Consider the following 25,378-nt stretch of genomic DNA (forward strand, 5'->3'; position numbering starts at 1 on the left):
TGCCGTGATTTGCGCAATTATCCCGCAGCTAATATTTATTAGCTAAATATTATCAGTAAGAGGACGCGTAATGAAAGAGCAGTGGAGCAGGGAGCAGGCACAGGCGTGGTACGAACAAAAGGGCTGGCTGTGCGGGTTTAACTATTTGCCGTCGACGGCGGTGAACTGGACCGATATCTGGCAGGAAGAGACCTTCGATGCCGAGACCATCGACCGCGAACTGGGCTGGGCGGCGGAGGCGGGCTACAACACCCTGCGCATCAACCTGCCGTTTATCGTCTGGGAGCATGACCGCGACGGGCTGATGGCGCGCATCGACCGGTTTTTGACCATTGCCGACGGCCGCGGGTTCAGCACCATGCTGACCCTGATGGACGACTGCGGCTTCTCCGGCGACGAGCCGTACCTCGGCCCGCAAAAGCCGCCCGTACCGGGCAAGCACAACAGCCAGGCGGCGGCGAGCCCGGGGCGGGATAAGGTGTGCGATCCCGACTGTTGGCCGCAGATTGAGCGTTATATCCGCGACGTTGTGCGCCAGTTCCGCGAGGATAAGCGCGTGCTGCTGTGGGATCTCTATAACGAGTCGGGTAACCGCGGCATTTTCGCGACGGGCACGCAGGAGGTGCAGTACGACGCGAAGCTGGAGACCTGCGCCCATGAGCTGATGAAGCTGGCGTTCCGGTGGGTGCGTGAGGAGAACCCGACCCAGCCGCTCACCGTCTGCGCCTGGCGTCTGCCGCCTGAAGAGGAGGGCGAGACGTTCTTCCGGCATCCGCTGGACCAGACCGCGCTGGCGCTCTCTGACGTGGTGAGCTTCCACGCCTACACCCACACCGGGCGCATGACGGCGATAATCCAGCAGCTGCAAACGCTCGGTCGTCCGCTGTTCTGCACCGAATGGCTGGCGCGCCACGTGGGCAGCACCATCGAAGAGCAGCTCCCGCTGATGTATGCGGCGAAGGTCGCGCCCTACCAGTGGGGGCTGGTGCGCGGCAAAACCCAGACGTGGCTGCCGTGGCCGGTGGTGATGAAGGAGTCCACGGACTACTGCCGCCTCTGGTTCCACGACGTGTTTGAGGAGAACGGGATCCCGTTCTCACGCCGTGAAATCGCTTTAATGCAGCAGCTGCGCAAGATCGCCCCGAAGGCGCAGGACTAATAATATCGACCCGGCGGTCCACCGCCGGGCAACCAGGCAGGCATATAACAATGGCAATGACAATGAAAATACCGTCTCGCGAGTTGTGGTCTTATTTTGGTTATGGTTTAGGTCAGTGTTTTAGCTTTGGTTTAGTGGGTTCGTTTATTAACTATTTTTACACCGACGTGCTGGGCATTTCGGCGCTGGCGGCGAGTACCATTTTCCTGATTGCCCGCGCGTGGGACGCGGTTCACGATCCGCTGTTTGCCAGCATTATGGACACCATTAACAGCCGGTTCGGCAAGTTTCGCCACTTTTTGCTGATCGCCCCTTTGTTGATTACCGGCGTCACGCTGCTGTCGTTCTATAAAATTGAAGCGGACATGACCACCAAAATCCTCTACGCGGGGGTGACCTACATCCTGTGGGGGACGCTGTATGCCATCTCCGATATTCCGTTCTGGTCGATGTCGTCGGTGATGACCAACGACTCCGCCCAGCGCACCCGCGCGGTGACGGCGGCGATGCTCGGGGTGAACGCCGGGATTGCCTGCGCTAATATCTTCTTCCCGAAGCTGGCGGCGTTCTTCGCCCAGTACAGTAACGACAAAGGTTACTTTATGGCGGCGCTGGTGATGATGCTAGTGGGCCTGCCGCTGATGCTTAACGGCTTTATGCAGATCAAAGAGCGCGTGCCACCGAGCCCGGAAAAGGTGACCATCCGCGATACCTTCCACAACCTGCGTCAGAACAAGCCGCTGTTTATCGTCCTGCTGTCGTTCTTCTTCTGCGTGTTCCATAACGTGGCGGGCGGGCTGTATATCTACTTCTTTATCAACAACCTGGGCGACGGCAGCCTGCAGATGGCGATTGGCGTGATGGGGATTGTCGCGGCAGTGCTGTGCCTGGTCGCCCCGATGCTGACGCGCCGGATGCAGAAGCGGAAGTTGTTTATGATCCTCTGCGGGCTGGACGTGGCGGTGCGCGTGGTGATGTGGTTTGTCGGGTATCAGCAGGTGACGATGCTGTTTATCCTGCTCGGCCTGAGCACCCTGTTTGTGATGATGACCAACATCCTCACCTCGTCGATGATTGCCGACACCATCGAGTACGCGGAGTACCACACCCACAAGCGCTGCGCGGCGATCACCTTCTCCGGGCAGACCTTTACCGGCAAGATGTCGGTGGCGGTGGGCGGCGGGTTGATCGGCGTGTTTCTGACGATGATAGGCTACGTGCCGCAGGCGCAGATCCAGAGTGAAGGCGTGCTGGAGGGGCTGTTCTTTGGGATTTGCCTGCTGCCGGCGATAGGGTCGCTGATCCGAATGGGCTTTATGTCGCGCTTTACCTTTACCGAGGAGAAGCATGCGGAGATTTGTCGGCTGCTGGCAGAGCGGAACGCGTCTGCGAAAGCGCCGGGTGGCGGCTGCGCCTTACCCGGCCTACAGAAAATTACAGCGACTTCACAAACGCCAGCAGATCTTCGTTGAGCTGGTCCTGGTGGGTCAGCGCAAAGCCGTGCGGCGCGTTGTCGTACACCTTCAGCGTGGCGTTTTTGATCATCTCCGCCGCCAGCTTGCCGGTGCTTTCAAACGGCACGATCTGGTCGTTACTGCCGTGAATCACCAGCGTCGGCACGTCGATTTTCGCCATATCCGGGCGGAAGTCGGTTTCGCCGAACGCGGTCACGCAGTCGATGGTGCCTTTCAGCGACGCCAGCAGGGCAATGTTCAGCGTCTGGGTCAGGGCACCGGCAGAAACGGTTTGTCCGGCGTTGGTACCGTAGAACGGGGTGGCGAAGTCGCTGATGAACTGGGCGCGATCTTTACGCAGTCCGTCGCGAATGCCGTCGAATACGCTTTGATCCACACCCTGCGGGAAGGAGTCGGATTTACCGAAGATCGGCGTGACCGCGCCCAGCAGCGCCAGACCGGCGACGCGTGAGCTGCCGTAGTTATTGATGTAACGGGTCACGTCGCCGCCGCCCATGGAGAAGCCCACCAGCGTTACGTCGCGCAGATCCAGGGTGGTGATCAGGTCATTGATGTCGGACGCAAAGGTGTCGTAGTCGTAACCGTTCCACGGCTGATCCGAGCGGCCAAACCCGCGACGGTCAAAGGCGATGGCACGGAAGCCGCGCTCGGCCAGGTAGTTCAGCTGGCTGTCCCACATGTCGCCGTCCAGCGGCCAGCCGTGGCTGAAGAGAACCGGTTTACCCGCGCCACAGTCTTTGTAGTAAATCTGCGTGCCGTCTTTTGCCTTAAACGTTGCCATAGTGTGTTCCTGTACAGGTGATGGTTATGGTTATACCGGCGCGACCAGGTAGCGAATAGCCGGTGAGGTTGTGCCCTGATGAAAAGCCAGAACGCGGCTCTGCAGCAGGAGGTCATTCATGGTGTGGCGCTCCTGCTGGCGCAGATGCTCAATCCACGAGCCCATCAGGAAGGTCTCGATAAACAGACCGGGGCGCTCGATATCTTCATATACCGCCCAGCTCATCGCCCCGGCGCGGCGGCGCACCCGGCGCAGCTCGTGGACCGCCTCCAGGAAGGCTTTGGCGTGTTGCGGGTCGATGAGGTACTCGTGCGAGACCAGCACCGGGCCGCGTTCGTTTGGCAGGTCAATCTCCACGCCGTCCAGCGGCTGACCGCTCAGGTCGAGGTTCAGGTCCGGATCTTTCTCCAGCTTCCAGCGGAACACCGTCGCGCTCGCCAGCACCATCCCCAGCGTGGCGACAACCAGCGAGGTTGGGGTACCGAACCGGGAGGCGATCTGCCCCCAGAGTGCGCTGCCTGCGGTCATCGAGCCGAAGAACACCGTCAGATACACCGCCAGCGCGCGGGCCTTCACCCAGCGGGCGGCGCTGCGCTGCGCGCCGAGATTGAGAGTGGAGAGCACCGCAATCCACGCGAAGCCGGTGAAAAACTCAAACAGGTTAAGCAGCCAGACGTGGCGCACAAACGCCAGCGCCAGCATGGTGAGGGCAAAGGTCAGGCTGGCGGCCACCATCAGGCGGTCGGCATTCAGCCGCTGGCGCAGGCGCGGCAGCAGAATCGCACCGGCAATCGCCCCCAGGCCAATGCACGCCAGCATTACGCCGTAGCCCGCCGGGCCTAAGCCCAGCTCGCGGCGCGCCACCAGCGGCAGTAACGCCCAGCCCGCGCTGCCGAAAACGAAGAAGGCCACGGTGCGCACCAGCACGTTGCGCAGCACCGGCGCGGCGTGCACGTAGCGAATGCCGGATCGCACCGCCGAGAAGAAATGCTCCGGCGGCAGACGCTGCACGGTCGGGGCCTGACGCCAGCGCCACAGTACCCACGCCACGCCGACCACGGACAGCGCGTTCAGGGCAAACACCATCCACGGCCCGGCGAGCGACAGCAGAAAACCACCCAGCGCGGGGCCAATCGCCCGGCTGATGTTTACCCCGAGCGAGTTCAGCGCCACGGCGGCACCCAGCTCGGGCTTGCTCACCAGGTCCGGCACCACGGCCTGAAACGGCGGCGAGCTCATCGCCGCGCCGACGCTCAGCAGAAATGTCGCCACCAGCAGAACGGCGGGAGTGACGTGTCCGGTGAAGGAGAGCACCGTCAGCCCGGCGGCGGCGATAAACACCCACAGCTGGGAGAAGAGCAGGTATTTACGTCGGTCGACGATATCCGCCATCACCCCGGACGGCAGGGCGAAGAGGAACATCGGCAGGCTGCTGGCGGCCTGCACCAGCGCGATGTCCAGCGGATCGGTGCTCAGGGTCAGCATGCTCCAGTTGATGCCGACATCGCTCATCCATGAGCCGACGTTAGAGACCACCGTGGCGATCCACAGCATCCTGAACACCGGCTGGCTTAGCGGCTGCCAGGGCGAAACCGTTGATGTGTGCGTCGTTTCGACGTGTGCGTCGCGAACGTCGTTAACCTGGGTCATGCGAACCTCTCCGCTGCCTTACGCTGCAATCGCCACTGGCCCGGGCCGGTGAGGGCAAGGGTGGTAAAGATAATCAGCAACAGCCAGCCAAACTGTCCTTCGGCAATCGACCAGTTCGGGTGCACCGCCAGCATCGCCACCAGCAGCACGGCGATAATCGGCAGGCACGCCAGGCGGGTATACACGCCCGCAATGATAAACAGCGGGCAAATTACCTCGGCGACGATGGCCGGGATCAGGCTGGCATAGGGCCCGAAGCCGAACGGATCTTCAATGCGCGTCAGCTCTTCACTGAAGTGCAGCACCTTTGGCAGGCCGTGCACGTACAGCAGCAGCAGGCTGCCGGTCAGGCGCAGGAAGAACAGCCCCAGGTCAACCCGGGGCGGAGCAAGCGTGTTTTTCATCAGAATGCAAAGCAGCTGCAGCCCAGCGCCCCCCAGAAAGCGTTATCGTCGGACACCGGCATTTCTGACGTGCGGGCAAAATCATGCTGGTGGCTGTGAACCCCGCACGGGCCGCTGCAGTGGTGAACGGCGCTCATGCCCACGCGTGCGGCCTGCGGCGGCGCGCTGCGGTAGTGGCCCGGTACTTTCACGACCGGGGACCAGTCGGGCAGAACCGGAATGGCGGGCGGCGCGAGCGGGCCAAAGGTGCCTGCCGCGTAGACGATATCGCCGTTGACCACCGTCAGGACGGACTCGATGCCCTTGATCTCCTCTTCCGGCACGCGGAAGTAGTCTTTGCTGAGTACGGCCAGGTCGGCGAGCTGGCCGACCTTGATCTGCCCCTTCTGATTCTGCTCGCTGGAGAACCACGCGCTGCCCTGGGTCCAGAGCATCAGGGCGGTATCGCGATCCAGACGGGCGCTGTGGTCGTACATCTGCATCCCGCCGACGGTACGGCCGGAGACCAGCCAGTAGAGCGCGGTCCACGGGTTGTAGCTCGCCACGCGGGTGGCGTCGGTGCCTAAGCCCACCGGTACCCCGGTCTCCAGCATTTTCGCCACCGGCGGTGTATGGCGGGTGGCTTCGATACCGTAACGTTCGGCAAAGTACTCGCCCTGGAAGGCCATACGGTGCTGGACGGCAATGCCGCCCCCGAGCGCTTTGATGCGGTCGATGTTGGCCTGGGTGACGGTTTCCGCGTGGTCAAAGAACCAGTGCAGGCCGTTGAACGGAATGTCGCGGTTCACCTTCTCGAAGACGTCCAGCATGCGGCTGATGGATTCGTTATAGGTGGCGTGCAGGCGGAACGGCCAGCGGTGCTCCACCAGATGGCGCACCACGCGCTCCAGCTCGTCCTCCATGCCCGGCGCGAGATCCGGGCGGGGTTCGAGGAAATCTTCAAAATCGGCGGCGGAGAAGACCAGCATCTCGCCCGCGCCGTTATGGCGGAAGAAGTCGCTGCCCTGGCCCGGCGTGAGCATGTCGGTCCATTTCTCAAAGTCCTCCAGCTCGTGGCCCGGACGCTGGGTAAACAGGTTGTAGGCGATGCGGATGGTCATCTGCTTTTTCTCGTGCAGCTCGGCAATCACCTCGTAATCTTCCGGGTAGTTCTGGAAACCGCCGCCGGCGTCGATGGCGCTGGTTAAGCCCAGGCGGTTCAGCTCGCGCATAAACTGGCGGGTGGAGTTAACCTGCTGCTCCAGCGGCAGCTTCGGCCCTTTGGCCAGCGTGGCGTAGAGGATCATGGCGTTCGGGCGCGCAATCAGCATCCCGGTTGGGTTGCCGTTGGCGTCACGCTGGATCTCGCCGCCCGGCGGGTTCGGCGTGTCTTTGGTATAGCCGACCACCTTCAGCGCGGCGCGGTTGAGCAGGGCGCGGTCGTAGAGGTGCAGGATGAAAACCGGGGTGTCCGGGGCGGCGGCGTTGATCTCGTCCAGCGTCGGCATGCGGCGTTCGGCAAACTGGAACTCGGTCCAGCCGCCCACCACGCGTACCCACTGCGGCGACGGCGTGCGCAGGGCCTGCTCTTTCAGCATCCGCAGGGCATCGGCCAGCGACGGCACGCCTTCCCAGCGCAGCTCGAGGTTGTAGTTCAGCCCGCCGCGAATGAGGTGCAGGTGTGAATCGTTCAGCCCGGGGATGGCGGTGTGGCCTTTCAAATCGACCACTTTCGTACCGTCGCAGTGATGTTGCATCACCTCAGCGACGGTACCCACTTCCAGAAATTTTCCATCGCGCACGGCAACGGCTTCCGCGATGGGGTTCTCGCGATCGACGGTATGAAACTGGCCATTAACCAGAATGAGATCGGCTTTACCGAGGGTAACCATAACTGCTCCTGACTGAGAGGGGAATGGTCAGGATTATGGGAACCGGTTTCGGCAAAGATCCAGTTATACAATAGGATAGGTATACCAAAGTATAACTATACCTAAGGTTAACTATACGAAGAGATAATTACGCCAAGGGGCGATAAACCGCAGGATGAGCGTGACTTTATCGCCGTGCGCTCACGGCGATTTCACCCTTAACCACTGGAAAATGCTATGACCTCTTCAAAGCTCGAAGTGTTAACCCCTGCGAACTGCCAGATTATCTTTATCGATCACCAGCCTCAGATGGCGTTTGGCGTGCAGTCTATTGACCGCCAGGTGCTGAAAAATAACACCGTGGCGCTGGCGAAAGCGGCGAAAGTCTTCAATATCCCGACCATCATCACCACCGTAGAGACCGAAAGCTTCTCCGGTAACACCTATCCGGAACTGCTGGACGTGTTCCCGGGCCAGGACATTCTGGAGCGTACCTCCATGAACTCCTGGGACGACCAGAAAGTGCGTGACGCGCTGAAGGCCAACGGCAAGAAGAAAGTCGTGGTAGCAGGTCTGTGGACCGAAGTGTGCAACAACAGCTTTGCCCTGTGCGCGATGCTGGAAGGCGATTATGAAATTTATATGGTGGCGGATGCCTCCGGCGGCACGTCAAAAGAAGCCCACGACTTCGCGATGCAGCGCATGATCCAGGCGGGCGTGATCCCGGTGACCTGGCAGCAGGTCATGCTGGAGTGGCAGCGCGACTGGGCGCGTAAAGAGACCTACACCGCGGTAATGGATATCGTGCGCGAGCACTCCGGCGCGTACGGCATGGGCGTCGATTACGCCTACACCATGGTGCACAAAGCGCCGTCTCGCCAGAAGAGCGAGCACCGCACCTTAGCGCCGGTCCCGGCTCGCTAAGCCCTGTCGGCGGGCTGGCCCCTCATCCGGCTCGCCGCTGCTTTTTTCTCTGGAGTTCACAATGAGTACTGGGCTGATATCCCTTGCGGCAGGCGTGTTGATTGGCCTGATGTATGCCGTGCTGAAGGTGCGCTCCCCCGCGCCGCCCGCTCTGGCGCTGATTGGCCTGCTGGGGATGCTGGCGGGTGAACAGGCGACGCGGCATCTGTTATCCCGCGACAGTGCGCCTGCACAGGTCACCGTTCCGGCAGCACCGCAGACAGGAGCATCGTCATGAAAGCATGGATCATTTCGCTGGCGTGCGGCGTGGTAGCTGGGGTAATTTACGCTCTGCTCGACGTCCATTCGCCGGCACCGCCGGTTGTCGCCCTGCTTGGCCTGTTTGGCATGCTGGTGGGGGAACAGCTCATCCCGGTGGGACGGCGCTTAATGAGTCGCGAACCGCTGACCCTCGCCTGGTTTCGTCACGAATGCGTACCGAAAATCAGCGGCACGGCGCCCCCGGCGCCCGCGAAGGACACGCGCGACGTTTAATGATTTGTGAGAGGAAAGACCGCATGACGCTGCCGTGGCGCATTGCCATCATTGATGACGAACGTTCCGTCCGCAGCGGGTTGAGTAATCTCCTGGAGTCGGAAGGGTATTCGACCGATACGTTTGATTCGGCTGAGGGGTTCCTGAGCCATCCTCTCGCGCTGTCCGGCGCGGCGCTGGTGATCACCGATATCAAGCTGCGAGGCATGAGCGGCCTTGATCTGTTCGACAAGCTGCGGCTGCTGGCCGTACCGCCTCCTCCTGTACTCTTTATCTCCGGTCATGCTGATGAAAATATGCAGCGGTACGCCCTCAGTCTGGGCGCCGCTGCATTTTTGCGTAAGCCGATTAACATCGATATTCTGCTGGATCATATTCAGCGGGAGCTGGCCCGCCGACAATAAGGATCGCGGATGAACGAAAACGAGCAGCCTGCATTCTGGCCCGCCCAGGGAAATCTTCATCAGGGGCGGGTTTTCGTCCTTAAAGAGGATGTGATTTTTACCGTGCTGGCGCAGGAGGGCGGCATCGCCTGGATGAACGCACGTCATCCCCATTCCGGCGGCTCCTTCATCATTGCCACCGCGGTGAGTGACGAAGAGGAAGAGCGGGCCACCCGGCTGCTGAAAAACGAGTTTGCGCTGCGCGACGTGCTCCAGGACAGCTGGGCCATTCGCGCCGTCGCCTCTACCCAGTATCGGGGGCGTTTCGCGCTGGTTTACGCCCCGTTTTCGTTTGAGCTGCTGGCGCGACGCGCGGGCAGGGCGATCTCCGGGATTGCGCGCTTTATCGAGCTGGCGATCCAGATCTGCGTCCCCCTGCGCCAGATGCATCTGCAAAACCTGATCCACGGCGATATCAAACCCGGCAGTATTTTTGTTTATCACGATGCCACCTGCCGTCTGGGCAGCTTTGGTCTCTCCTGCCGTTTTTCCGATGCCTTCTCGCAGACCCGTCTTACCGTTTCAGGCGGTACTCCCGCCTGGATGTCGCCGGAACATACCACCCGCACCCGGCGCCCCGTCGACAGCCGCAGCGATCTCTACAGCCTCGGCATGGTGCTGTATGAACTTCTGACCGGACGCCTGCCGTTTGAACTGGGCGCGGACGATCAGACCAACTGGGCGCACTACCATATTGCCTCGGAGCCGCTGGCCCCGGACGTGATACGCCCGGACGTGCCGGGAATGCTCTCGACCATCCTCCTCAAGCTGCTGGAAAAGCATCCTGATAACCGTTATCAGACGGTGGACGGACTGATTGCCGACCTGCGACGCTGCCAGGCGACGTTGACCGGTGAGGGCGAGATCGCCCCCTTTACTCCCGGTCAGCAGGATCGCACCCCGGCGATCCATCTGGCGGATTCCCTGTTCGCGACGCATCCGCAGGCGAATGACGTCATTGCCGCGTTTGAGCGAGTCGGGCAGAGCCGGGTGCCAGAGCTGGTGACGATCGGCGGACCGTCAGGGATCGGGAAATCCTCGATCATCGCGACGGCGCTTAAAACGCTGCAGCAGCGTACGGTGCTGCTGGCGGTAGGCAAGGTGGACCAGTTTTCGCCGTCACTGCCTTACGGCGTGCTAAGTTCCGCGTTTCGCACCCTGACGTTGCACCTGCTGGGGCTGCCCGCAGACGACGTGGCGAAGTGGAAAATCCGCCTCTCGCGCGCCCTGGAGGGCCACGAGGCGCTCGCTGTCAGTCTTGTGCCTGAACTGGGGCTGCTGCTTGAGAGCAAACCGCGCTTCTCGCCGGATACGTTTTCCATTGATGCCCGGGCGCGCTTCAGCCATATGGTGCTGGCGCTGGTCAAAACCTTTGCCTCTCAGGGCTGCCCGCTGGTGCTGGTGCTTGACGATCTTCAGTGGAGCGACGCCGCCAGCCTGCATACGCTCAAATACCTGCTGGTGAACAGCGGGGCAATCCCGCTGCTGGTGGTTGTTGCTCACCGGGATATCTGTTCGTTATCCGATGCCACTTTACAAGCGCTGCTGACGAGTCTTCCGGAAGCGGCGCTAAACGCGAGCGAAATTGTCCCTCAGGCGCTGTCCGTGAAAGCGGTAGCGCGCTGGCTGGCGACGCTGTTTCGAACCCGCAGCACGGCGACGTCTGACCTCGCCACGCTGATCCATGAAAAAACCGGGGGCAACCCGCTCTTTGTGCATGAGTTTTTCCGCCGCATTGTCGATGACGGGCTGGTGGTGCATAACAAATATCAGGATAAGTGGCACTACGATCTGCAGGCGATCCGCGCCCGGCATTACACCGAAAACGTCGTCACCCTGGTGCTGGAGCAGCTCGAAGAGTTGCCCGACGAGACGCGTCGCCTGCTGGGGAGTTTTGCCTGCCTCGGCGGCAAGGGCGAGATGGAGATGATATGCCGCGTTGTCGGCATGTCGATGGCGGAAATGCGCTATGCGCTCCATCCGGCGGTCATGGCGCAGCTCATCGTGCTGACGGAAAAAGAGTACGCCTTCACCCACGACAGGGTGCAGGAAGCCGCCTTCGCGCTGCTGGATCCGCATGAGAAAAGCCACCTTCATCTGACCACCGCCAGCCTGCTGGCCGATGCCGCGCGGCAGGCTGCGGGAAACGAACTGCTTTTCCGCGCCGTTCACCATGTTACGGCCGCACTGGACAGCATTCAGCCCGCTCCGCAGCGGCAGATGTTCCGCGAGCTGAGCCTGCTGGCCGCGCGCCGGGCGAAACGCACGGGCGATTATCTTTCGGCACTGAGCTACATCCAGACGGCGAGAGCGCTGGGCAATGCCGGTGTGGTGTCAGACTTTGTGCTGGATATTGAAGAGGCGGGCTGCGAGTTTGCGCTCGGCCATCTGGAGCGGACCCGCGAGCTGTGCGATGCGATCCTTGGCTGCCCCGGCGGGCTGACCGAAAAAGCGCTGGCGGCCAACCTGCTGGTGGAAGTCTATATTCGTCAGTCGGATAGCCGTCTGGCGCTGGAGGCGGCGCTCTGCTGGCTGGGTATTTTTGGTATTCAGATTGGCCGCCATCCGGAAGATGCCGACTGCGATGCTGCCTGGAAAGACTTCTGTAACCGCACGGGCGACGCGCCGCAAAGTCGCTATGCCCAGCTCTCGCGGATGGAAAATCCGGAAACGGAAGCGGTAATGAACCTGCTCTACAGCGCCAGCATTTGCGCCAGCTTCATCTGTCCGCGTCTGCACTTTTTGCTGCTCTGCCGCATGATGCACCTGACCCTCGACCACGGCATCACCGGCGCCTCCACCACCGCGATGGCCTGGTTTGGCGTGTTGATCGGCCACCGCTACGCCGAGTATCGCCTCGGGTTCCAGTACGGCACGCTGGCCCGCGAGCTGGTCAATCGCCACGGCTATGATGCGTATGAAGCGAAAACCCTGCTGCCGCTCGATCAGCTCAGCGTCTGGACCCAGCCGCTGTCGTTCACCATTGAGTGCGCAAAAGCCTGCTTCACCGCGGCGGTAACCCACGGTGATATGACGATGGCCTGCTTCGCGGCCTGCCACCAGGCCATTAACTTCCTCTCTCGGGGCGATCATCTCGACGGGGTGCTGACCAGCATCGATCGCGGCCTGGCCTTTGTGCGGAAAACCCACTTCCAGGACGTTGAGACCATTTTGATGGTTCAGCGTGGCTACGTTGAGTTTTTACGCACGCCGGTGATCGGCACCTGGACCGCCTCGCAGGTGCTGCCGGAGGCGCTGCTGCCTGCTTCGCCAGAGCAGGCTCCGGAACAGACGTCGACCATGCTGTTCTGGTACTGGCTCTATCGCGGTATGGCGCACTTTACCTGCGGCGAATTTGCCGATGCGCAGGCGGATCTTGAGATGGCGGGCTGGTACGCGTGGTCTGCGCCTGGCCATATCCATCTGCTGGATTACCATCTCTACAGCGCCCTGGCGCTTTCCCGCCAGCTAACGCCGGAGACGTTCTCGGCGAATCATCGACGCAGTATTCACGCGCACTACGACAAAATTGCCCTCTGGGCGCGCATTAATCCGGGGACGTTTGCGGATAAAGAAGCGCTGATTTACGCCGAAATCGTGCGTCTGGACGGCATGAACAGCATTGCGCTTGAGCAGTATGAGAAAGCGGTCCGGCTGTCACGCGAGGGCGGCTTTAATCCGATTAACGCCCTGGCGCACGAGCTGGCGGGTCGCTTTGCGCTGTCCTGCGGTTACCCGACCGCGTCAGATGCGCATTTTCGCGGCGCCATTGCCGCCTGGGGCCGTGCCGGGGCACAGGCTAAGGTGCGCCAGCTGGAGCAGGATTTCCCACATCTGCTGGCCTCCGGACAGGCCAGCGCCTATGACACGGTGGCGTTTGCCCAGAATGAAGTGATCCGCGATCTGCAGAGCGTGATCAAAGCCTCACGCGCCCTGTCGGAAGAGATCAACCTTGAGCGGCTTATCGAAAACCTGATGACGCTGCTGCTCGAACGTGCCGGGGCGCAGCGCGGCCTGCTGCTTCGCGTGAGCGATAACCTGATTCCGGAGATCGAAGCCAGCGCGTGGACCAGCACCGAGGGCGTGCGGGTGCGGATCCTGAAGGACGTACCGGTAGCGACCGACATGCCGCTGTCGGTGCTGGCGGCGGTGATCCGCACCGGACAGGAGATCCGCACCGGTAAACCGGAGGAGTTCCATCCCTTCAGTCAGGATCCCTACCTGGTGACCTCGGGGGCGGCCGTGATGTGCGTTCCGATGTTCAAACAGGCGCGGCTGGTGGGGGTGCTCTATCTGGAAAACCGCCTGATGCCGGAGGTCTTCACCGCCGAGCACTCTCGCGTGGTGAGCCTGCTGGGGGCGCAGGCTGCGGTCTCTCTGGAGACGGCGCGGCTGTACGCCGAACTGCTGGCGGAGAACATCCAGCGCCGACGCGTGGAAAAAGAGCTGCGCGCCAGCCAGAACTCGCTGATGCTGGGTGAGCAGATCAGCCACACCGGGAGCTGGCGCTGGGAGCTAGAGCAGGATCTGATGTTTATGTCCGAAGAGTACGCCCGTATTCTCGGCCTGCCCGAGCAGCAAAAGATGATCTCCATGGCGGAGTTTTTGACCTTCGTCCATGAGGATGATTACGCCCGCATCAGCGCCATTGTCACCCAGAGCGTGCGCGAGGGGCTCTCTATGCGCGCGGAGTTTCGTATTAAGCGTACCGACGGTTCCACGCGCTATATCCTCGGGATTGGCGATCCGGTGGGCGTGGGCAGTGAGGTGAACGAGTATTACGGCATCATTACCGATATCACCAGTCAGCGCGCCGCGGAGGATGCCATGCGGGTGGCGCAGGCGGAACTGGCGCGGGTGTCGCGTGCCACCACGGTCGGTCAGTTAACCTCTTCCATCGCCCACGAGATCAACCAGCCGCTGATGTCGATCGTCTCTAACGCCGGGGCAAGCCTGCGCTGGCTTAACCGTGAACCCGCCCGGCTGGATAAAGTGCGGGAAGGGCTGGAGGAGATCGCCGCGGAAGGTGCCCGGGCGGGGGAGATCATCCGCAGCATTCAGTCCCTGACCCGCAAGCAGGATCCGACCTTCGCGCGTATCGATCTCCACTATCTGATCCACCACATTATTACCCTTTCCCGCAGCGAGCTGGAGCAGAGACACATCAGCGTGGATTATCTGTTAAACGCCGGTGACAGCTTTATCACCGGGGATAGCGTGCAGATCCAGCAGGTGCTGCTGAATCTGGTGATGAACGCCGTTGAGGCCATGGCGGAGGTTAACGATCGCCCCTGCATCATCACCCTCAGCACCGGCAACGCCGACGGGAACGTTATCGTCGAGATCGCCGATACCGGCAGCGGCATTGAGCCCGAGCGGCTGGAGAAGATTTTTGACTCATTCTATTCCACCAAGGCGCAGGGAATGGGGATGGGGCTGACCATCAGCGCCAGCATCATTGAGCGACACAGAGGAAAACTGAGCGCGCGCCGCCGGGAGCCACACGGCACGGTGTTTGCGTTTGTGTTACCGCTTGCCGGACAGACAGGGGAGTAGTTAATCCGCAGGCTGGCTGTGGGTCAGGCGCTCAACGGCCCTGACCAGCTCCGCCACGGAGCGCACCTGCATTTTTTCCATTACGCGACGGCGATGCACTTTCACCGTGATCTCGCTGACGCCAAGCTCGGCGGCAATTTGCTTGTTCAGCATCCCGCTTATCGCCAGTGTTAACACCTCATGTTCCCGTGGCGTAAGGGACATGTGGCGCTGCTTCAGGGCGTAGTGCTCTTTGTTGCGCACGGCGTTGTTTTCCGCCAGCTGGAGCGCAGACTGAATGGCGTCGATCAGCGCGGTGGATTCAACGGGCTTGGTGAGAAATTCGTACGCGCCGCCTTTAATGGCGCGCACCGACATCGGGATAGTGCCGTGGCCGGTGAGAAAAATAATCGGGATGTCGCGCCCGCTGTCCTTGAGGGCGTCCGCTACGTCAAAACCTGAAATGGCGGGCATTTGCATATCGAGGATCACACACGACGGCAGATCCTCAAAACGGTGCTGAAGAAACGCCTCTGCGGATGAAAACCCCATGGCGTCTAAATCCGCTGATTCCAGCAGGCCGAGAACGGACTGCCTGACCGCGTCATCGTCGTCAACCACATACACAATGTGTTCCATTCACTGCCCCGGTGCTGAGTTAACTGTCGAGAAAATATACACGTCCCGTCACGTAAGAGACTGTTTCTGCTGGCTTTCATCTTAACACATTAAATATCATTATCATTTAACAATATGATAACCGTATGAAGAGGAAGTATAGCGAACGGTTGTCGACTGGCGTGTCGTTTGCCTGCGCACGTTTCATCATCGTTCTCGCGATCTGTCTCTGAGGACTTTACCCCGTAAAACAGGCTACACTCTGGTTTTGAGCGCGACAAGCTGAGGAAACAACAATGCTCTACACACTGAAAGAAAGCGACAAGGATAAGGCGGAAGGGTCAAACGGCGCGGGCGCTCTGCAGCAAAAACTGCTGGAATCCCGTTCGATTGTGATCTCCGGGGAGATCAACCAGGAGCTGGCGCAGAAGGTGATCACCCAGATGATCCTGCTGCAAAGCGTCAGCAACGATCCGATCAAGCTGTATATCAACAGCCAGGGCGGCCACGTGGAAGCGGGTGACACCATCCACGACTTTATCAAATTCATCCGTCCGGAAGTGCACGTCATCGGTACCGGTTGGGTGGCGAGCGCGGGGATCACCATCTTCCTGGCGGCGAAAAAAGAGCACCGTTATTCCCTGCCTAATACCCGCTTTATGATCCACCAGCCGCTGGGCGGCGTGCGCGGTCAGGCAACGGATATTGAGATCGAAGCGCGCGAGATCATCCGCATGCTGGATCGCGTGAACAAGCTGATTGCTGACGCCACCGGCCAGCCGCTGGAGAAAGTGAAAAAAGACACCGACCGTAACTTCTGGATGTCGCCGGCAGAAGCGCTGGACTACGGCATCGTGGGCAAGCTGATTACCCACTATGACGAACTGAAGCTGGACTAAGTTTTAGCGCCGTATTGCGTCGGGTGACGGCAATGCCTTACCCGACCTACGCGAGCTGGTTTGACCCATGACAAGTTCCCCCTCCACCGTCTCCCCTATAATCGCGCCTGTTTCCCCTCTCACTGGTGCTACCCATGGCGTATCAACTGAACCTGAACTGGCCGGAATTTCTCGAAGAATACTGGCAAAAACAACCCGTAGTGCTGAAAAATGCCTTCCCGAATTTTGTCGATCCGATTACCCCGGACGAGCTGGCAGGTCTGGCGATGGAGCCGGAAGTTGACAGTCGTCTGGTGAGCCACGCTAACGGCAAATGGCAGGCCAGTAATGGTCCGTTTGAACACTTTGACGATCTGGGCGAAACGGGCTGGTCGCTGCTGGCGCAGGCGGTGAACCACTGGCATATGCCCGCGGCGGAACTGGTGCGTCCGTTCCGCGTTCTGCCGGACTGGCGACTTGACGATCTGATGATCTCCTTCTCCGTGCCGGGCGGCGGCGTGGGTCCGCATATCGATCAGTACGATGTGTTTATCATTCAGGGGATGGGCAGCCGCCGCTGGCGCGTGGGGGACAAGCTGCCGATGCGTCAGTTCTGCCCGCATCCGGCACTGCTGCATGTCGATCCGTTTGAGCCGATCATCGACGAAGATCTTGCGCCGGGCGATATCCTCTACATTCCACCAGGATTCCCGCACGACGGCTTTACCCACGAAACGGCGCTCAACTATTCCGTCGGTTTCCGCGGGCCGAACGGTCGCGATCTGATCAGCAGCTTCGCCGATTACGCGCTGGAAAACGATCTGGGCGGCGAGCACTATAGCGATCCGGATCTGACCTGTCGTGAAAACCCGGGCCGCGTGGAGCAGTACGAGCTCGATCGCATTCGTCAGATGATGATCGAGATGATCAGCAAGCCGGATGATTTCACGAAATGGTTCGGCAGCTTTGTCTCGACGCCGCGCCACGAGCTGGATATTGCCGCCGCCGAGCCACCGTATGTGCCGGAAGAGGTGCTGGATGCGCTTCAGGGCGGCGAAACGCTGTCTCGCCTGAGCGGCCTGCGAGTGCTGAATATTAACGGCAGCTTCTTCATTAACAGCGAACAGCTTGAGACGGTCGATGCGAAGGCCGCGGATGCGCTGTGCCGCTACACCGAACTCGGCCAGGCCGAGCTGGGCGATGCGCTTAAAAACCCGGCGTTTGTTGAAGAGCTCACCGGGCTGATTAACCAGGGGTACTGGTACTTCGACGAGTAGTGCGGCACGGTTTTCTCCCTCTCCCTGTGGGAGAGGGTCGGGGTGAGGGCATCAGGCCGCACTAGCCCTCCTCCATCGCAATCACAATCGCTTCACCCATCTTCTTTAATGCCTCGCGATTTTTGTCCGTCGGCGGCAGCGCCACGTTGATGCGCAGGCAGTTGCGGTACTTCCCTGAAGCGGAAAACAGCGACCCGGCTGCGGCCTGGATCTTCAGCCGACACAGCTGCTTGCTGACGCACACCATATCCACCTTCTCCGGCAGCTCAACCCACAGCAGGAAGCTGCCCTGCGGGCGGGTCACGCAAATCCCTGCCGGAAAATACTGCCGTACCCAGCAGGTATAGGTTTCCATATTCTGCTGATAAATCTGGCGCATACGGCGGACGTGGCGATGGTAATGGCCGTCGCGAATAAACGCCGCCACCGCCATCTGCGTGCCCGGTACGTTAAACCCGCCCGCGGCGTATTTCATGTGCATCACCCGGTCGTAATAGCGTCCCGGCACAATCCAGCCCACGCGCAGACCCGGTGCCACGGTTTTGGTAAACGAGCTGCAGAGGATCACCCGGCCGTCGATATCCATCGAATGAATGGTTCGCGGACGCGGGTACTCCGCCGCCAGCTCGCCGTAGATATCATCTTCAACAATCACAATGTCGTGCCGCTGGGCGAGGGCTAAGACCTGCTTTTTCCGCGCTTCCGGCATGATAAACCCGAGCGGGTTATTGCAGTTGGGCACCAGGATCACCGCTTTGATCGGCCACTGCTCCAGCGCCAGCTCAAGCGCCTCAATGCTGATCCCGGTTTCCGGGTCGGTGGGAATTTCAATCGCCTTGATGTTAAACCCGCGCAACATCTGCATGGTGCCGTGAAATGACGGCGACTCCACCGCCACGATATCCCCCGGTTGACACACCGAGAGCAGGGCAATCGACAGCGCGCCGTGGCAGCCGTTGGTGATGACAATCTCGTTCGCTGCCACGGTGGAGCCGCCGTCCAGCATTAGGCGGGCGATCTGCTCGCGCAGCTCCAGGCGCCCGTCGAGCACGTCATAGCTCAGCATCTCACCCGGATTATGCTGCGCGATGCGGCTCATCTCGCGCCACAGGGGCTTCAGGCTCGGCTGGTTAATGTCCGGCGAACCGCCGCCAAACGAGATCATCTCTTTGTCAGCGCGGGCGTCCAGCAGCATCATCACCTCATCCCACTGGGTGACGTCCACGGGGCGCTGCACCGGGCGCGTCATCGCCGGGACGGGCGGCTGGGCTTTACGCTGCGAAACAAAATAGCCGGAGCGCGGCTGGGGCGTGATCAGCTGGAGGTTTTCAAGGATCTGATAAGCCTGCTGTATGGTGCTGATGCTCACGCCATGCTCCTGGCTCAGCGTGCGCACCGACGGCAGACGTTCGCCGCTGCGATACAGCCCTTGTTCAATGCGTTCTGCCAGGAGATTGGCCAGATGTTGATAGCGCGTCATGCTGTATCCTTTGTTTTCACCATACAGATTGTAAAACCAGTACAGATTGCCGTAAAAAATGCCATGCAGATACCGTTTTAGCGGATCTGTATGGTAAACAAAAGGTGTTTTTGCATCTGTATTGCACAGGCGGATTTCCAGGATGATAACCCCACTGGCACAGTGAGGAGAGCATCATGGAATTTTTCGAGAACCGTTCTAAAAGACCGTTTATCGTGTTTGTCTGGATCGCGAAAACGCTGCGTAACTGGTATCGCATCAACCGTACCCGCCGCATCCTGAGTCAGATGAGCGATGAGCAGCTCAAAGATGTGGGTTTATCCCGCAATGACATTTAAACCGTAGGCCGGGTCAGGCGCAGCCGCCACCCGGCGATGTTCAACTCAACAGGGCAAGCGTCTGCCGTTTCGGCCTTTCCAGCAACGCCACCGCTTCCTGGTATGTCCGCACGTTGTTGTAGCCCATCACCAGCCCGTAGCGTTTTCCCGACCCGCGATACCATTCGGAGAGCGCGTTAACCTGCAGCTGCTGTTCCTGCCAGCAGCGCGCCACTTCGCGGTCACAACTTCCTTTGGTCAGAAACGCCACGATATGCATCCCGCCGTCGTTCTGCTCGGTGAAAAACAGATCGCCATACACCTCGCGCAGGGCGGCAATCATCCAGTCGCGGCGGGTCTGATACAGCGCGCGCATCTTTTTCAGGTGACGGAAAAAATGGCCTTCGTTGAGAAATGCGGTGAGGATCTTTTGCGTCAGCACCGGCTGGCCGCTGGTGGTGATATCCGCGCAGTCGGTAAACGCCCCGACGGTGCTGGCGGGCATCACCACGTATCCCATGCGCAGCGACGGCATGATGGTTTTGCTGAAGGTGCCCATAAAAATTACCCGGTCGTGCTGGTCGAGGCTTTTCAGCGACGGCAACACCTTGCGGGTGTAGTGAAACTCGCCATCGTAATCGTCTTCGATGATCCACGCCTTGTTCTGGCTGGCCCAGTCGAGCAGCTGCTGTTTACGCGGCAGGGAGAGCGTCACCGCCAGCGGGCTCTGGTGCGACGGGGTGACGAGGGCAAAACGGGCGTCGCGATGGTGGCGGAGGAGGTATTCCGTGTCCATGCCGCAGCGATCGACCGGCACCGTGTGCAGACGCGGCACGATCCGCTTCAGGAGCTGCTGGCCCATAAAATAACCCGGATCTTCGAACACCACCTTGTCGCTGCGGCTGGCGAGCGTGTCGAGGATCAGGCGCAGGCTGCCGCTGTAGCCGCTGGTGATGAGCACCTGCCCGGCGGTGCAGGACAAGCCACGCGAGATATTGAGATAGCTGGCGATGGCCTGGCGCAGCGGGTACCAGCCCAGAACGGGCGGGTTAAGCATCTCCTCCTGACGCATGGCGCGCGTCGCCTGGCCTGCCAGCAGCAGCCATTTTTTGTACGGAAAGCTGTCGAGGGATGGGATGCCAGGGCGCAGAAACCCTGCCCGCTCGCGCTGGCTGATAAGCGATGCCGGAAGCGTACCGGTAGGCTGTTCCGTCGGGGCAGGACGCTCCGGCAACAGTAAGTCCGGGTTGACCCGCGTGCCGCGCGCGCCCTGGCTAACCAGATACCCTTCGCCCGTCAGAATGGCATACGCCGTTTCGACCGTTTTACGCGCCACCTTCAGCTCTTCGGCCAGCACGCGGATGGCGGGCACTTTGTCGCCCGGCTTGAGCACGCCGCGCGTAATGTTGTCGCGATAGCGGGAGTAGATCTCGTGATAGCCCGGCTTCATGTCCTACCTCATTTCACGCTTTTTGTGTCTTTTTACTATGTCATGAACGGCGTAGATTTGCCTCATCGCATCACCGATGCCGCACAAAAAAAGAGGAAAGACCATGAGCACTCGCGTCAACCACCATAAAGTTACACCTGCCCTCGCTAACGCACTGTCTGCCCTGAGCATGGAGGTGGCGAAAACCTCCATCGACCCGGCGCTGAAGCACCTGATCGACATTCGAGTGTCGCAGCTGAACGGCTGTACCTTCTGTCTGGATATGCATTCGAAAGAGGCCAAAATTGCCGGCGAACGCGAGCTGCGCCTGTACCATCTGGCAGCCTGGCGTGAATCCCCGCTGTTCAGCGCCCGCGAAAAAGCCGCGCTGGCCTTTACCGAAGCGCTGACGCAGATTGGCGTGCATGGCGTGAGCGATGCCCTTTACCGCAGCGTGGCGGAGCACTTCTCGGACGTTGAGATTTCAGAGCTGAACTTCGCCATCGTGGCGATTAACGCCTGGAACCGTCTGGGAATTACCTCCCGCATGGCGCCAGGCTCGCTGGATGCGGCTTACGGGTTGAATAAAGCTAACCTGGAATAATGCCGCGCTCGCGGATCATCGCCACCAGCGCCCGTAACCCTGGCGGGACGTGGCGATGACCAGGATAGTAAAGGCGCAGCCCGGCAAACGGCTGCGTCCAGTCGTTTAACACGCTCACCAGTTCCCCGCTCTCAAGCTCTTCCTGGATATAGAGTTCCGGCAAAAATCCCACGCCTAACCCCGCTTTTACGGCGCGGATCGAAGCGAAAAGATCGGACGTCGCAAAGCGCGGCGGCACGGCAAGCGCGTACGTTTCCCCCCGACGGGCCAGCTCCCAGCGGTAGATCCCGCCGTGAGCCATACGCATGCCGATCCCCTGATGTTGCAGCAGATCGTCCGGCGTTTGCGGAATGCCGTGACGTGCGAAGTAATCTGGCGTGGCGGTGACGAGCTGGCGGATCTCCCCTGTCAGCGGTACGGCGATCATGTCCTGCGGGATGGACTCTTCGAGGCGGATCCCCGCGTCGTAACCCTCGGCGACGATGTCGATCATGCGTGCTTCACTGACGATCTCCACGCGCATTTTCGGGTAGCGGATCATAAAGTCGATCAGCAGTTGGTCGAGAAAAAGCGAGCCGATATGATTCGGCACGTTCAGACGCAGCGTTCCGGCAGGTTCCCCGGTGTCGCTGTGGATCTCCTCACCCGCGAGGCGGATTTCCTGCAAGGCCGGCCCCACGCGCGCCACGTAGCGCTGCCCGGCGTCCGTAAGCGCCACGCTGCGGGTGGTGCGGTTAAAGAGGCGAGTCTCAAGGCGGCTCTCCAGGCCGGCAATGGCATTGCTCACCGCCGTCGCGGACATTCCGAGCTCCTGCGCCGCGCCGCGAAAACTGCCGCGCCGCACCACGGCCATCACCACTTCCAGCTCTGTCAGACCTGAACGATGCATTGATTATCCTGAAAATCGAAACAACCCTTGCAGCATAGCGTGGATTATCGCAACGGAGAAGCCGTGCCAGACTGTGCTCACACAGCCTGAGGAGGTTTATATGCACCAGATCGAACAGATTTTTATTAACGGCGAGTTTGTTACCCCGCACGGCACCGAATGGTTTGATTTGTATAACCCGGCGACGGCGCAGGTTATTGGTCAGGTTCGTCTGGCGGATGAGGTTGACGCCGGGCGCGCCATCGCGGCGGCGAAGGCAGCGTTTCCTGCGTGGTCGCAGACTACGAAACAGACGCGTATCGCCGCGCTGAAACGCATGTACGCGGCCATAGCGGCTCGCCATGACGCGCTGCTGGACGCTGTCATCGAGGAGTACGGCGCACCTGCTTCGCGATCGGCGTGGATGGCCCGCTATCCGGCCGAGGTGATTGCCCAGGCCATTGAGGCGCTGGAGGCGTTTGAGTTCGAGACTACCGCGGGGGCCGCGACGGTACAGATGACGCCCCTTGGCGTGGCCGGGCTGATCACGCCGTGGAACAGCGACGCGGGTTTTATCTGCGGCAAGCTGGCGGTCGCGCTGGCGGCAGGCTGTACGGCAGTGATTAAGCCGAGCGAAATGAGCGCCCTGCAAACCCGGATTGTCACCGAAGCGTTGCGCGATGCTGCTTTGCCGCCGGGCGTGTTTAACATTGTCACCGGGCGCGGTGACATCGTCGGGGACACCATCAGCCGCCATCCGGACGTGGCGAAAATCTCGTTTACCGGCTCGACGAATACCGGCAAGGCCATTCTGCGTAACGCGGCGGAAAGCTTTAAGCGCGTGACGCTGGAGCTGGGCGGTAAATCGCCGACGATCCTGCTGGATGATGTGGACTTAGCGCAGGCGATCCCGCTGGTGATTCAGGCCGGGTTTATGAACAGCGGGCAGGCGTGCGTGGCGGGAACGCGCATTCTGGTACCGCAGTCGCGTAAAGCGGAAATCGAAACCGCGCTGGCGCAGGCCGTGGCGGCGGTGAAATCCGGTGACCCGCGCGACAGTGCCACGGACGTCGGCCCGATGGTCAGCGAGAAGCAGTGGCTGCGGGTGCAGGGTTATATTCGTCAGGGGCTCGACGGGGGCGCACGGCTGCTGACAGGAGGCGAAGGGCGGCCAGCGGGCACGCAGGACGGCTGGTTTGTACGCCCGACGCTATTTGCTGACGTGAATAATGACATGGTGATTGCCCGCGACGAGATTTTTGGCCCGGTGCTGTGCATCATTCCCTATCAGGACGAAGCGGAGGCTATCGCGATTGCCAATGACACCGAGTACGGCCTGAGCGCGATGGTGCTGGGTGAGGATGTGGACCGCGCCCGCCGCGTGGCGCAGCAGATTGTCTCCGGGCGCGTGCTGGTGAATACGCTTGCCCATGAGCCGAAAGCGCCGTTTGGCGGGTTTAAGCACTCCGGCGTGGGGCGCGAGATGGGTGAGTGGGGGATTCGGGCGTTTATGGAGCCGAGGTCGATCCTGGGCAAAAACACTTCGTCAGTCGCCGAAGTATGAAGTTAATTTTCTCTGCATTCTCTCCTCACTATCACAACGGAGAGACACTTATGATCGCAGTCCTTTTCGAAGCCAAAGCGGAGCCTCATCATCAGGCCCGCTACCTGCAACTCGCCGCCGAACTCAAACCTTTGCTGGCCGACATTGATGGTTTTATTGATATCGAACGCTTTCAGAGTTTGACCACCGACGGCAAAATCCTGTCCCTTTCCTGGTGGCGGGATGAAGAGGCCATCCGTAGCTGGAAGCAAAACGTCTTTCACCAGGCGGCGCAGGCCGAAGGGCGGGGATCCATTTTTGCGTACTATCGCATTCGCGTGGCACAGGTCGTGCGGGAATACAGTTCCGAAAACGGAGGGCAGGCGAATGTATGACGTTCACGTGATTTTCAGCGACAGGCCCGGCGAGCTGGCGCGCTTTGGGCAACTGTTAGGCCGTCACGGCGTGGGGCTGGAGGGGGGCGGCGTATTTGGTACCGATGCCCATTTCCTGGTGGAGGACGGAGAAAAAGCCTGCCGCGTGCTGATGGAGGCCGGATTTACCGTTCAGGCGGTGCGCAAGCCGGTTATCAGAAAACTCAGGCAGGAGCGGCCAGGCGAGTTAGGTGACATCGCGGCGGTGCTGGCGGCACGCGGTGTGTCTATTCTTACCCAGTACAGCGACCATGCGAATCACCTTATTCTGCTGACGGATGATGATAAGCTGGCCGCAGAGATCACCGAACCCTGGGCGCCCCATGTTAAAAACGAACCAGCCTCCTGAGAACAGCGCGGCACTGGAACAGGCCATTGCGGCGGTGGCGGCGGCAATGGCCGATCCCTCGCGCGTGAAGATGCTCTGCGCGCTGATGGACGGGCGGGCGTGGACCGCTACCGAACTCAGCACTGCGGCAGATGTTGCGCCGTCGACCGCCAGCGGGCATCTCGCCCGGCTGGTGGAGGGAAAGTTGATTACATGTTTATCGCAAGGTCGGCACCGCTATTATCGCCTTGCCGGGCACGACGTCGCGGCGCTGGTTGAGCAGATGATGGGGCTCTCCTGGAGCCGCATTACGCCGCCGGAAACGTCTGCGCCAAAAGCCCTGCGTGAAGCCCGCACCTGCTATAACCATCTTGCCGGAACGGTGGCGGTTCAGATCTATGATTTTATGCAGGCGGAAGGCTGGCTGGAGGATGACGGTTCCGCGCTCACCCTGTATGGCCGTGAGCAGTTTCTGAAACTCGGCATTCCATTAAATGCTCATCCCCGTCGCAAGGCTTGCTGCGCCTGCCTCGACTGGAGCGAGCGACGGTTCCATCTTGGGGGAGAAGCGGGTACGGCGTTGCTTACTTATCTGGAGAGTAAAGGCTGGATCCAGCGGGTGATGGGGTACAGGGAGGTGGTGGTGACGGCGTCGGGGAAAAGTGCCATTACCCGACATTTTAGCTTTAGCCGTTAAATTCCGCTGCGGGCTGATGCCCTCACCGCGGCCCTCTCCCACAGGGAGAGGGAGAGCCTCGTTTTCGCAATTCCTGCGCTTTCGTCCCTCGTTTCTTGATACTTACCCTGATAACTATTATCTTGACGGCGTGTGACGAGAGGGACTCCC

Annotated in this window: 23 protein-coding genes; 15 read left to right on the forward strand and 8 right to left on the reverse strand. The window is 60.5% G+C overall.

The genetic code is table 11. The features are described from left to right. Positions 1-70: 70 nt before the first annotated feature. Together L977_RS19150 and L977_RS19155 are read left to right on the forward strand one after the other, a co-directional pair. Entirely contained in the window at positions 71-1,159 is a 1,089-nt protein-coding gene (locus L977_RS19150; protein ID WP_047626617.1) for a cellulase family glycosylhydrolase, read from the forward strand. A gap of 50 nt (positions 1,160-1,209) precedes the next feature. Then, positions 1,210-2,631 carry an MFS transporter gene (locus tag L977_RS19155; protein WP_047626618.1) on the forward strand — a complete coding sequence of 474 codons (1,422 nt, stop codon included), beginning with the start codon at positions 1,210-1,212 and terminating at the stop codon, positions 2,629-2,631. Here L977_RS19155 and L977_RS19160 read toward each other — a convergent pair. Genes L977_RS19160 through L977_RS19175 form a run of 4 tightly spaced genes read right to left on the reverse strand, consistent with a single transcriptional unit; the run spans position 2,594 to position 7,340 of the window. Next, positions 2,594-3,415, reverse strand: coding sequence for an alpha/beta fold hydrolase (locus tag L977_RS19160; RefSeq protein WP_014882377.1), 822 nt, complete (start codon positions 3,413-3,415; stop codon positions 2,594-2,596). The genes L977_RS19155 and L977_RS19160 overlap by 38 nt on opposite strands. 30 nt (positions 3,416-3,445) lie before the next feature. Continuing rightward, a complete protein-coding gene (locus L977_RS19165; protein ID WP_047626621.1) occupies positions 3,446-5,065 on the reverse strand; it encodes an MFS transporter in 1,620 nt (539 codons plus the stop codon). Next, positions 5,062-5,469, reverse strand: coding sequence for a DoxX family protein (locus L977_RS19170; RefSeq protein ID WP_014882379.1), 408 nt, complete (start codon positions 5,467-5,469; stop codon positions 5,062-5,064). The genes L977_RS19165 and L977_RS19170 overlap by 4 nt, the downstream gene beginning before the upstream one ends. After that, positions 5,469-7,340: an amidohydrolase gene (locus L977_RS19175; protein WP_023331927.1), complete on the reverse strand. Its 1,872-nt coding sequence runs from the start codon at positions 7,338-7,340 to the stop codon at positions 5,469-5,471. Before L977_RS19175 ends, L977_RS19170 begins: the two co-directional genes overlap by 1 nt. Before the next feature lie 216 nt (positions 7,341-7,556). Here L977_RS19175 and L977_RS19180 point away from each other — a divergent pair, with 216 nt between their 5' ends. The 5 genes from L977_RS19180 (at position 7,557) to L977_RS19200 (ending at position 14,776) form a co-directional block, all read left to right on the forward strand. Beyond that, positions 7,557-8,243, forward strand: a complete 687-nt coding sequence (locus L977_RS19180; protein WP_023331928.1) for a hydrolase — start codon at positions 7,557-7,559, stop codon at positions 8,241-8,243. A 61-nt stretch (positions 8,244-8,304) separates the two neighbouring features. Then, positions 8,305-8,520, forward strand: a complete 216-nt coding sequence (locus L977_RS19185; protein ID WP_014882382.1) for a DUF1427 family protein — start codon at positions 8,305-8,307, stop codon at positions 8,518-8,520. Then, positions 8,517-8,777, forward strand: coding sequence for a XapX domain-containing protein (locus tag L977_RS19190; protein WP_047626624.1), 261 nt, complete (start codon positions 8,517-8,519; stop codon positions 8,775-8,777). The genes L977_RS19185 and L977_RS19190 overlap by 4 nt, the downstream gene beginning before the upstream one ends. Positions 8,778-8,800: 23 nt before the next feature. Next, entirely contained in the window at positions 8,801-9,181 is a 381-nt protein-coding gene (locus L977_RS19195; protein WP_047626625.1) for a response regulator transcription factor, read from the forward strand. Positions 9,182-9,190: 9 nt separating this feature from the next. Then, on the forward strand, positions 9,191-14,776 hold the full coding sequence (locus L977_RS19200; RefSeq protein ID WP_023331929.1) for a trifunctional serine/threonine-protein kinase/ATP-binding protein/sensor histidine kinase: 5,586 nt from the start codon (positions 9,191-9,193) through the stop codon (positions 14,774-14,776). Here L977_RS19200 and L977_RS19205 read toward each other — a convergent pair whose 3' ends face one another. Beyond that, positions 14,777-15,394: a response regulator transcription factor gene (locus L977_RS19205; RefSeq protein WP_014882386.1), complete on the reverse strand. Its 618-nt coding sequence runs from the start codon at positions 15,392-15,394 to the stop codon at positions 14,777-14,779. A 275-nt stretch (positions 15,395-15,669) separates the two neighbouring features. On the opposite strand from L977_RS19205, the gene L977_RS19210 reads away from it, so the two are divergent. Beyond that, complete coding sequence (locus L977_RS19210; protein WP_014882387.1) at positions 15,670-16,272, forward strand: ATP-dependent Clp protease proteolytic subunit; 603 nt, start codon at positions 15,670-15,672, stop codon at positions 16,270-16,272. A gap of 134 nt (positions 16,273-16,406) precedes the next feature. Further along, positions 16,407-17,528 (forward strand): ribosomal protein uL16 3-hydroxylase, encoded by a 1,122-nt coding sequence (locus L977_RS19215; RefSeq protein ID WP_047626626.1) that lies wholly within the window; start codon positions 16,407-16,409, stop codon positions 17,526-17,528. A gap of 61 nt (positions 17,529-17,589) precedes the next feature. Here the strand turns inward: L977_RS19215 and L977_RS19220 are convergent, their stop codons facing one another. Then, on the reverse strand, positions 17,590-19,008 hold the full coding sequence (locus L977_RS19220; protein WP_014882389.1) for an aminotransferase-like domain-containing protein: 1,419 nt from the start codon (positions 19,006-19,008) through the stop codon (positions 17,590-17,592). A gap of 176 nt (positions 19,009-19,184) precedes the next feature. Between L977_RS19220 and L977_RS23340 the strand changes: the two genes are divergently transcribed. Then, positions 19,185-19,346 (forward strand): DUF1127 domain-containing protein, encoded by a 162-nt coding sequence (locus tag L977_RS23340; RefSeq protein ID WP_014882390.1) that lies wholly within the window; start codon positions 19,185-19,187, stop codon positions 19,344-19,346. Between the two features lie 40 nt (positions 19,347-19,386). Here L977_RS23340 and pdxR read toward each other — a convergent pair whose 3' ends face one another. Next, positions 19,387-20,775, reverse strand: a complete 1,389-nt coding sequence (gene pdxR / locus L977_RS19225) for a MocR-like pyridoxine biosynthesis transcription factor PdxR (RefSeq protein WP_047626627.1) — start codon at positions 20,773-20,775, stop codon at positions 19,387-19,389. Between the two features lie 103 nt (positions 20,776-20,878). On the opposite strand from pdxR, the gene L977_RS19230 reads away from it, so the two are divergent. Next, positions 20,879-21,358 (forward strand): carboxymuconolactone decarboxylase family protein, encoded by a 480-nt coding sequence (locus L977_RS19230; RefSeq protein ID WP_014882392.1) that lies wholly within the window; start codon positions 20,879-20,881, stop codon positions 21,356-21,358. On the opposite strand, the gene L977_RS19235 is transcribed toward L977_RS19230, so the two are convergent. Then, a complete protein-coding gene (locus L977_RS19235; RefSeq protein ID WP_023338980.1) occupies positions 21,345-22,247 on the reverse strand; it encodes a LysR family transcriptional regulator in 903 nt (300 codons plus the stop codon). The genes L977_RS19230 and L977_RS19235 overlap by 14 nt on opposite strands. A 100-nt stretch (positions 22,248-22,347) precedes the next feature. Here L977_RS19235 and L977_RS19240 point away from each other — a divergent pair, with 100 nt between their 5' ends. The 4 genes from L977_RS19240 to L977_RS19255 are packed head-to-tail and all read left to right on the forward strand — an operon-like array spanning position 22,348 to position 25,228. After that, positions 22,348-23,790, forward strand: coding sequence for an aldehyde dehydrogenase family protein (locus L977_RS19240; protein WP_047626629.1), 1,443 nt, complete (start codon positions 22,348-22,350; stop codon positions 23,788-23,790). 50 nt (positions 23,791-23,840) lie between these two features. Beyond that, the gene (locus tag L977_RS19245; RefSeq protein WP_014882395.1) at positions 23,841-24,164 is read left to right on the forward strand and encodes an antibiotic biosynthesis monooxygenase family protein; all 324 of its coding nucleotides are present in this window, start codon (positions 23,841-23,843) and stop codon (positions 24,162-24,164) included. Continuing rightward, complete coding sequence (locus L977_RS19250; RefSeq protein ID WP_045134364.1) at positions 24,157-24,552, forward strand: amino acid-binding protein; 396 nt, start codon at positions 24,157-24,159, stop codon at positions 24,550-24,552. The genes L977_RS19245 and L977_RS19250 overlap by 8 nt, the downstream gene beginning before the upstream one ends. Then, positions 24,527-25,228, forward strand: a complete 702-nt coding sequence (locus L977_RS19255) for an ArsR/SmtB family transcription factor (RefSeq protein WP_047626632.1) — start codon at positions 24,527-24,529, stop codon at positions 25,226-25,228. Before L977_RS19250 ends, L977_RS19255 begins: the two co-directional genes overlap by 26 nt. Positions 25,229-25,378 lie beyond the last annotated feature (150 nt).

Origin of the sequence: Enterobacter sp. ZOR0014 (genome assembly GCF_000798855.1) — a bacterium.
Classification (GTDB): Bacteria; Pseudomonadota; Gammaproteobacteria; order Enterobacterales; family Enterobacteriaceae; genus Enterobacter; species Enterobacter kobei.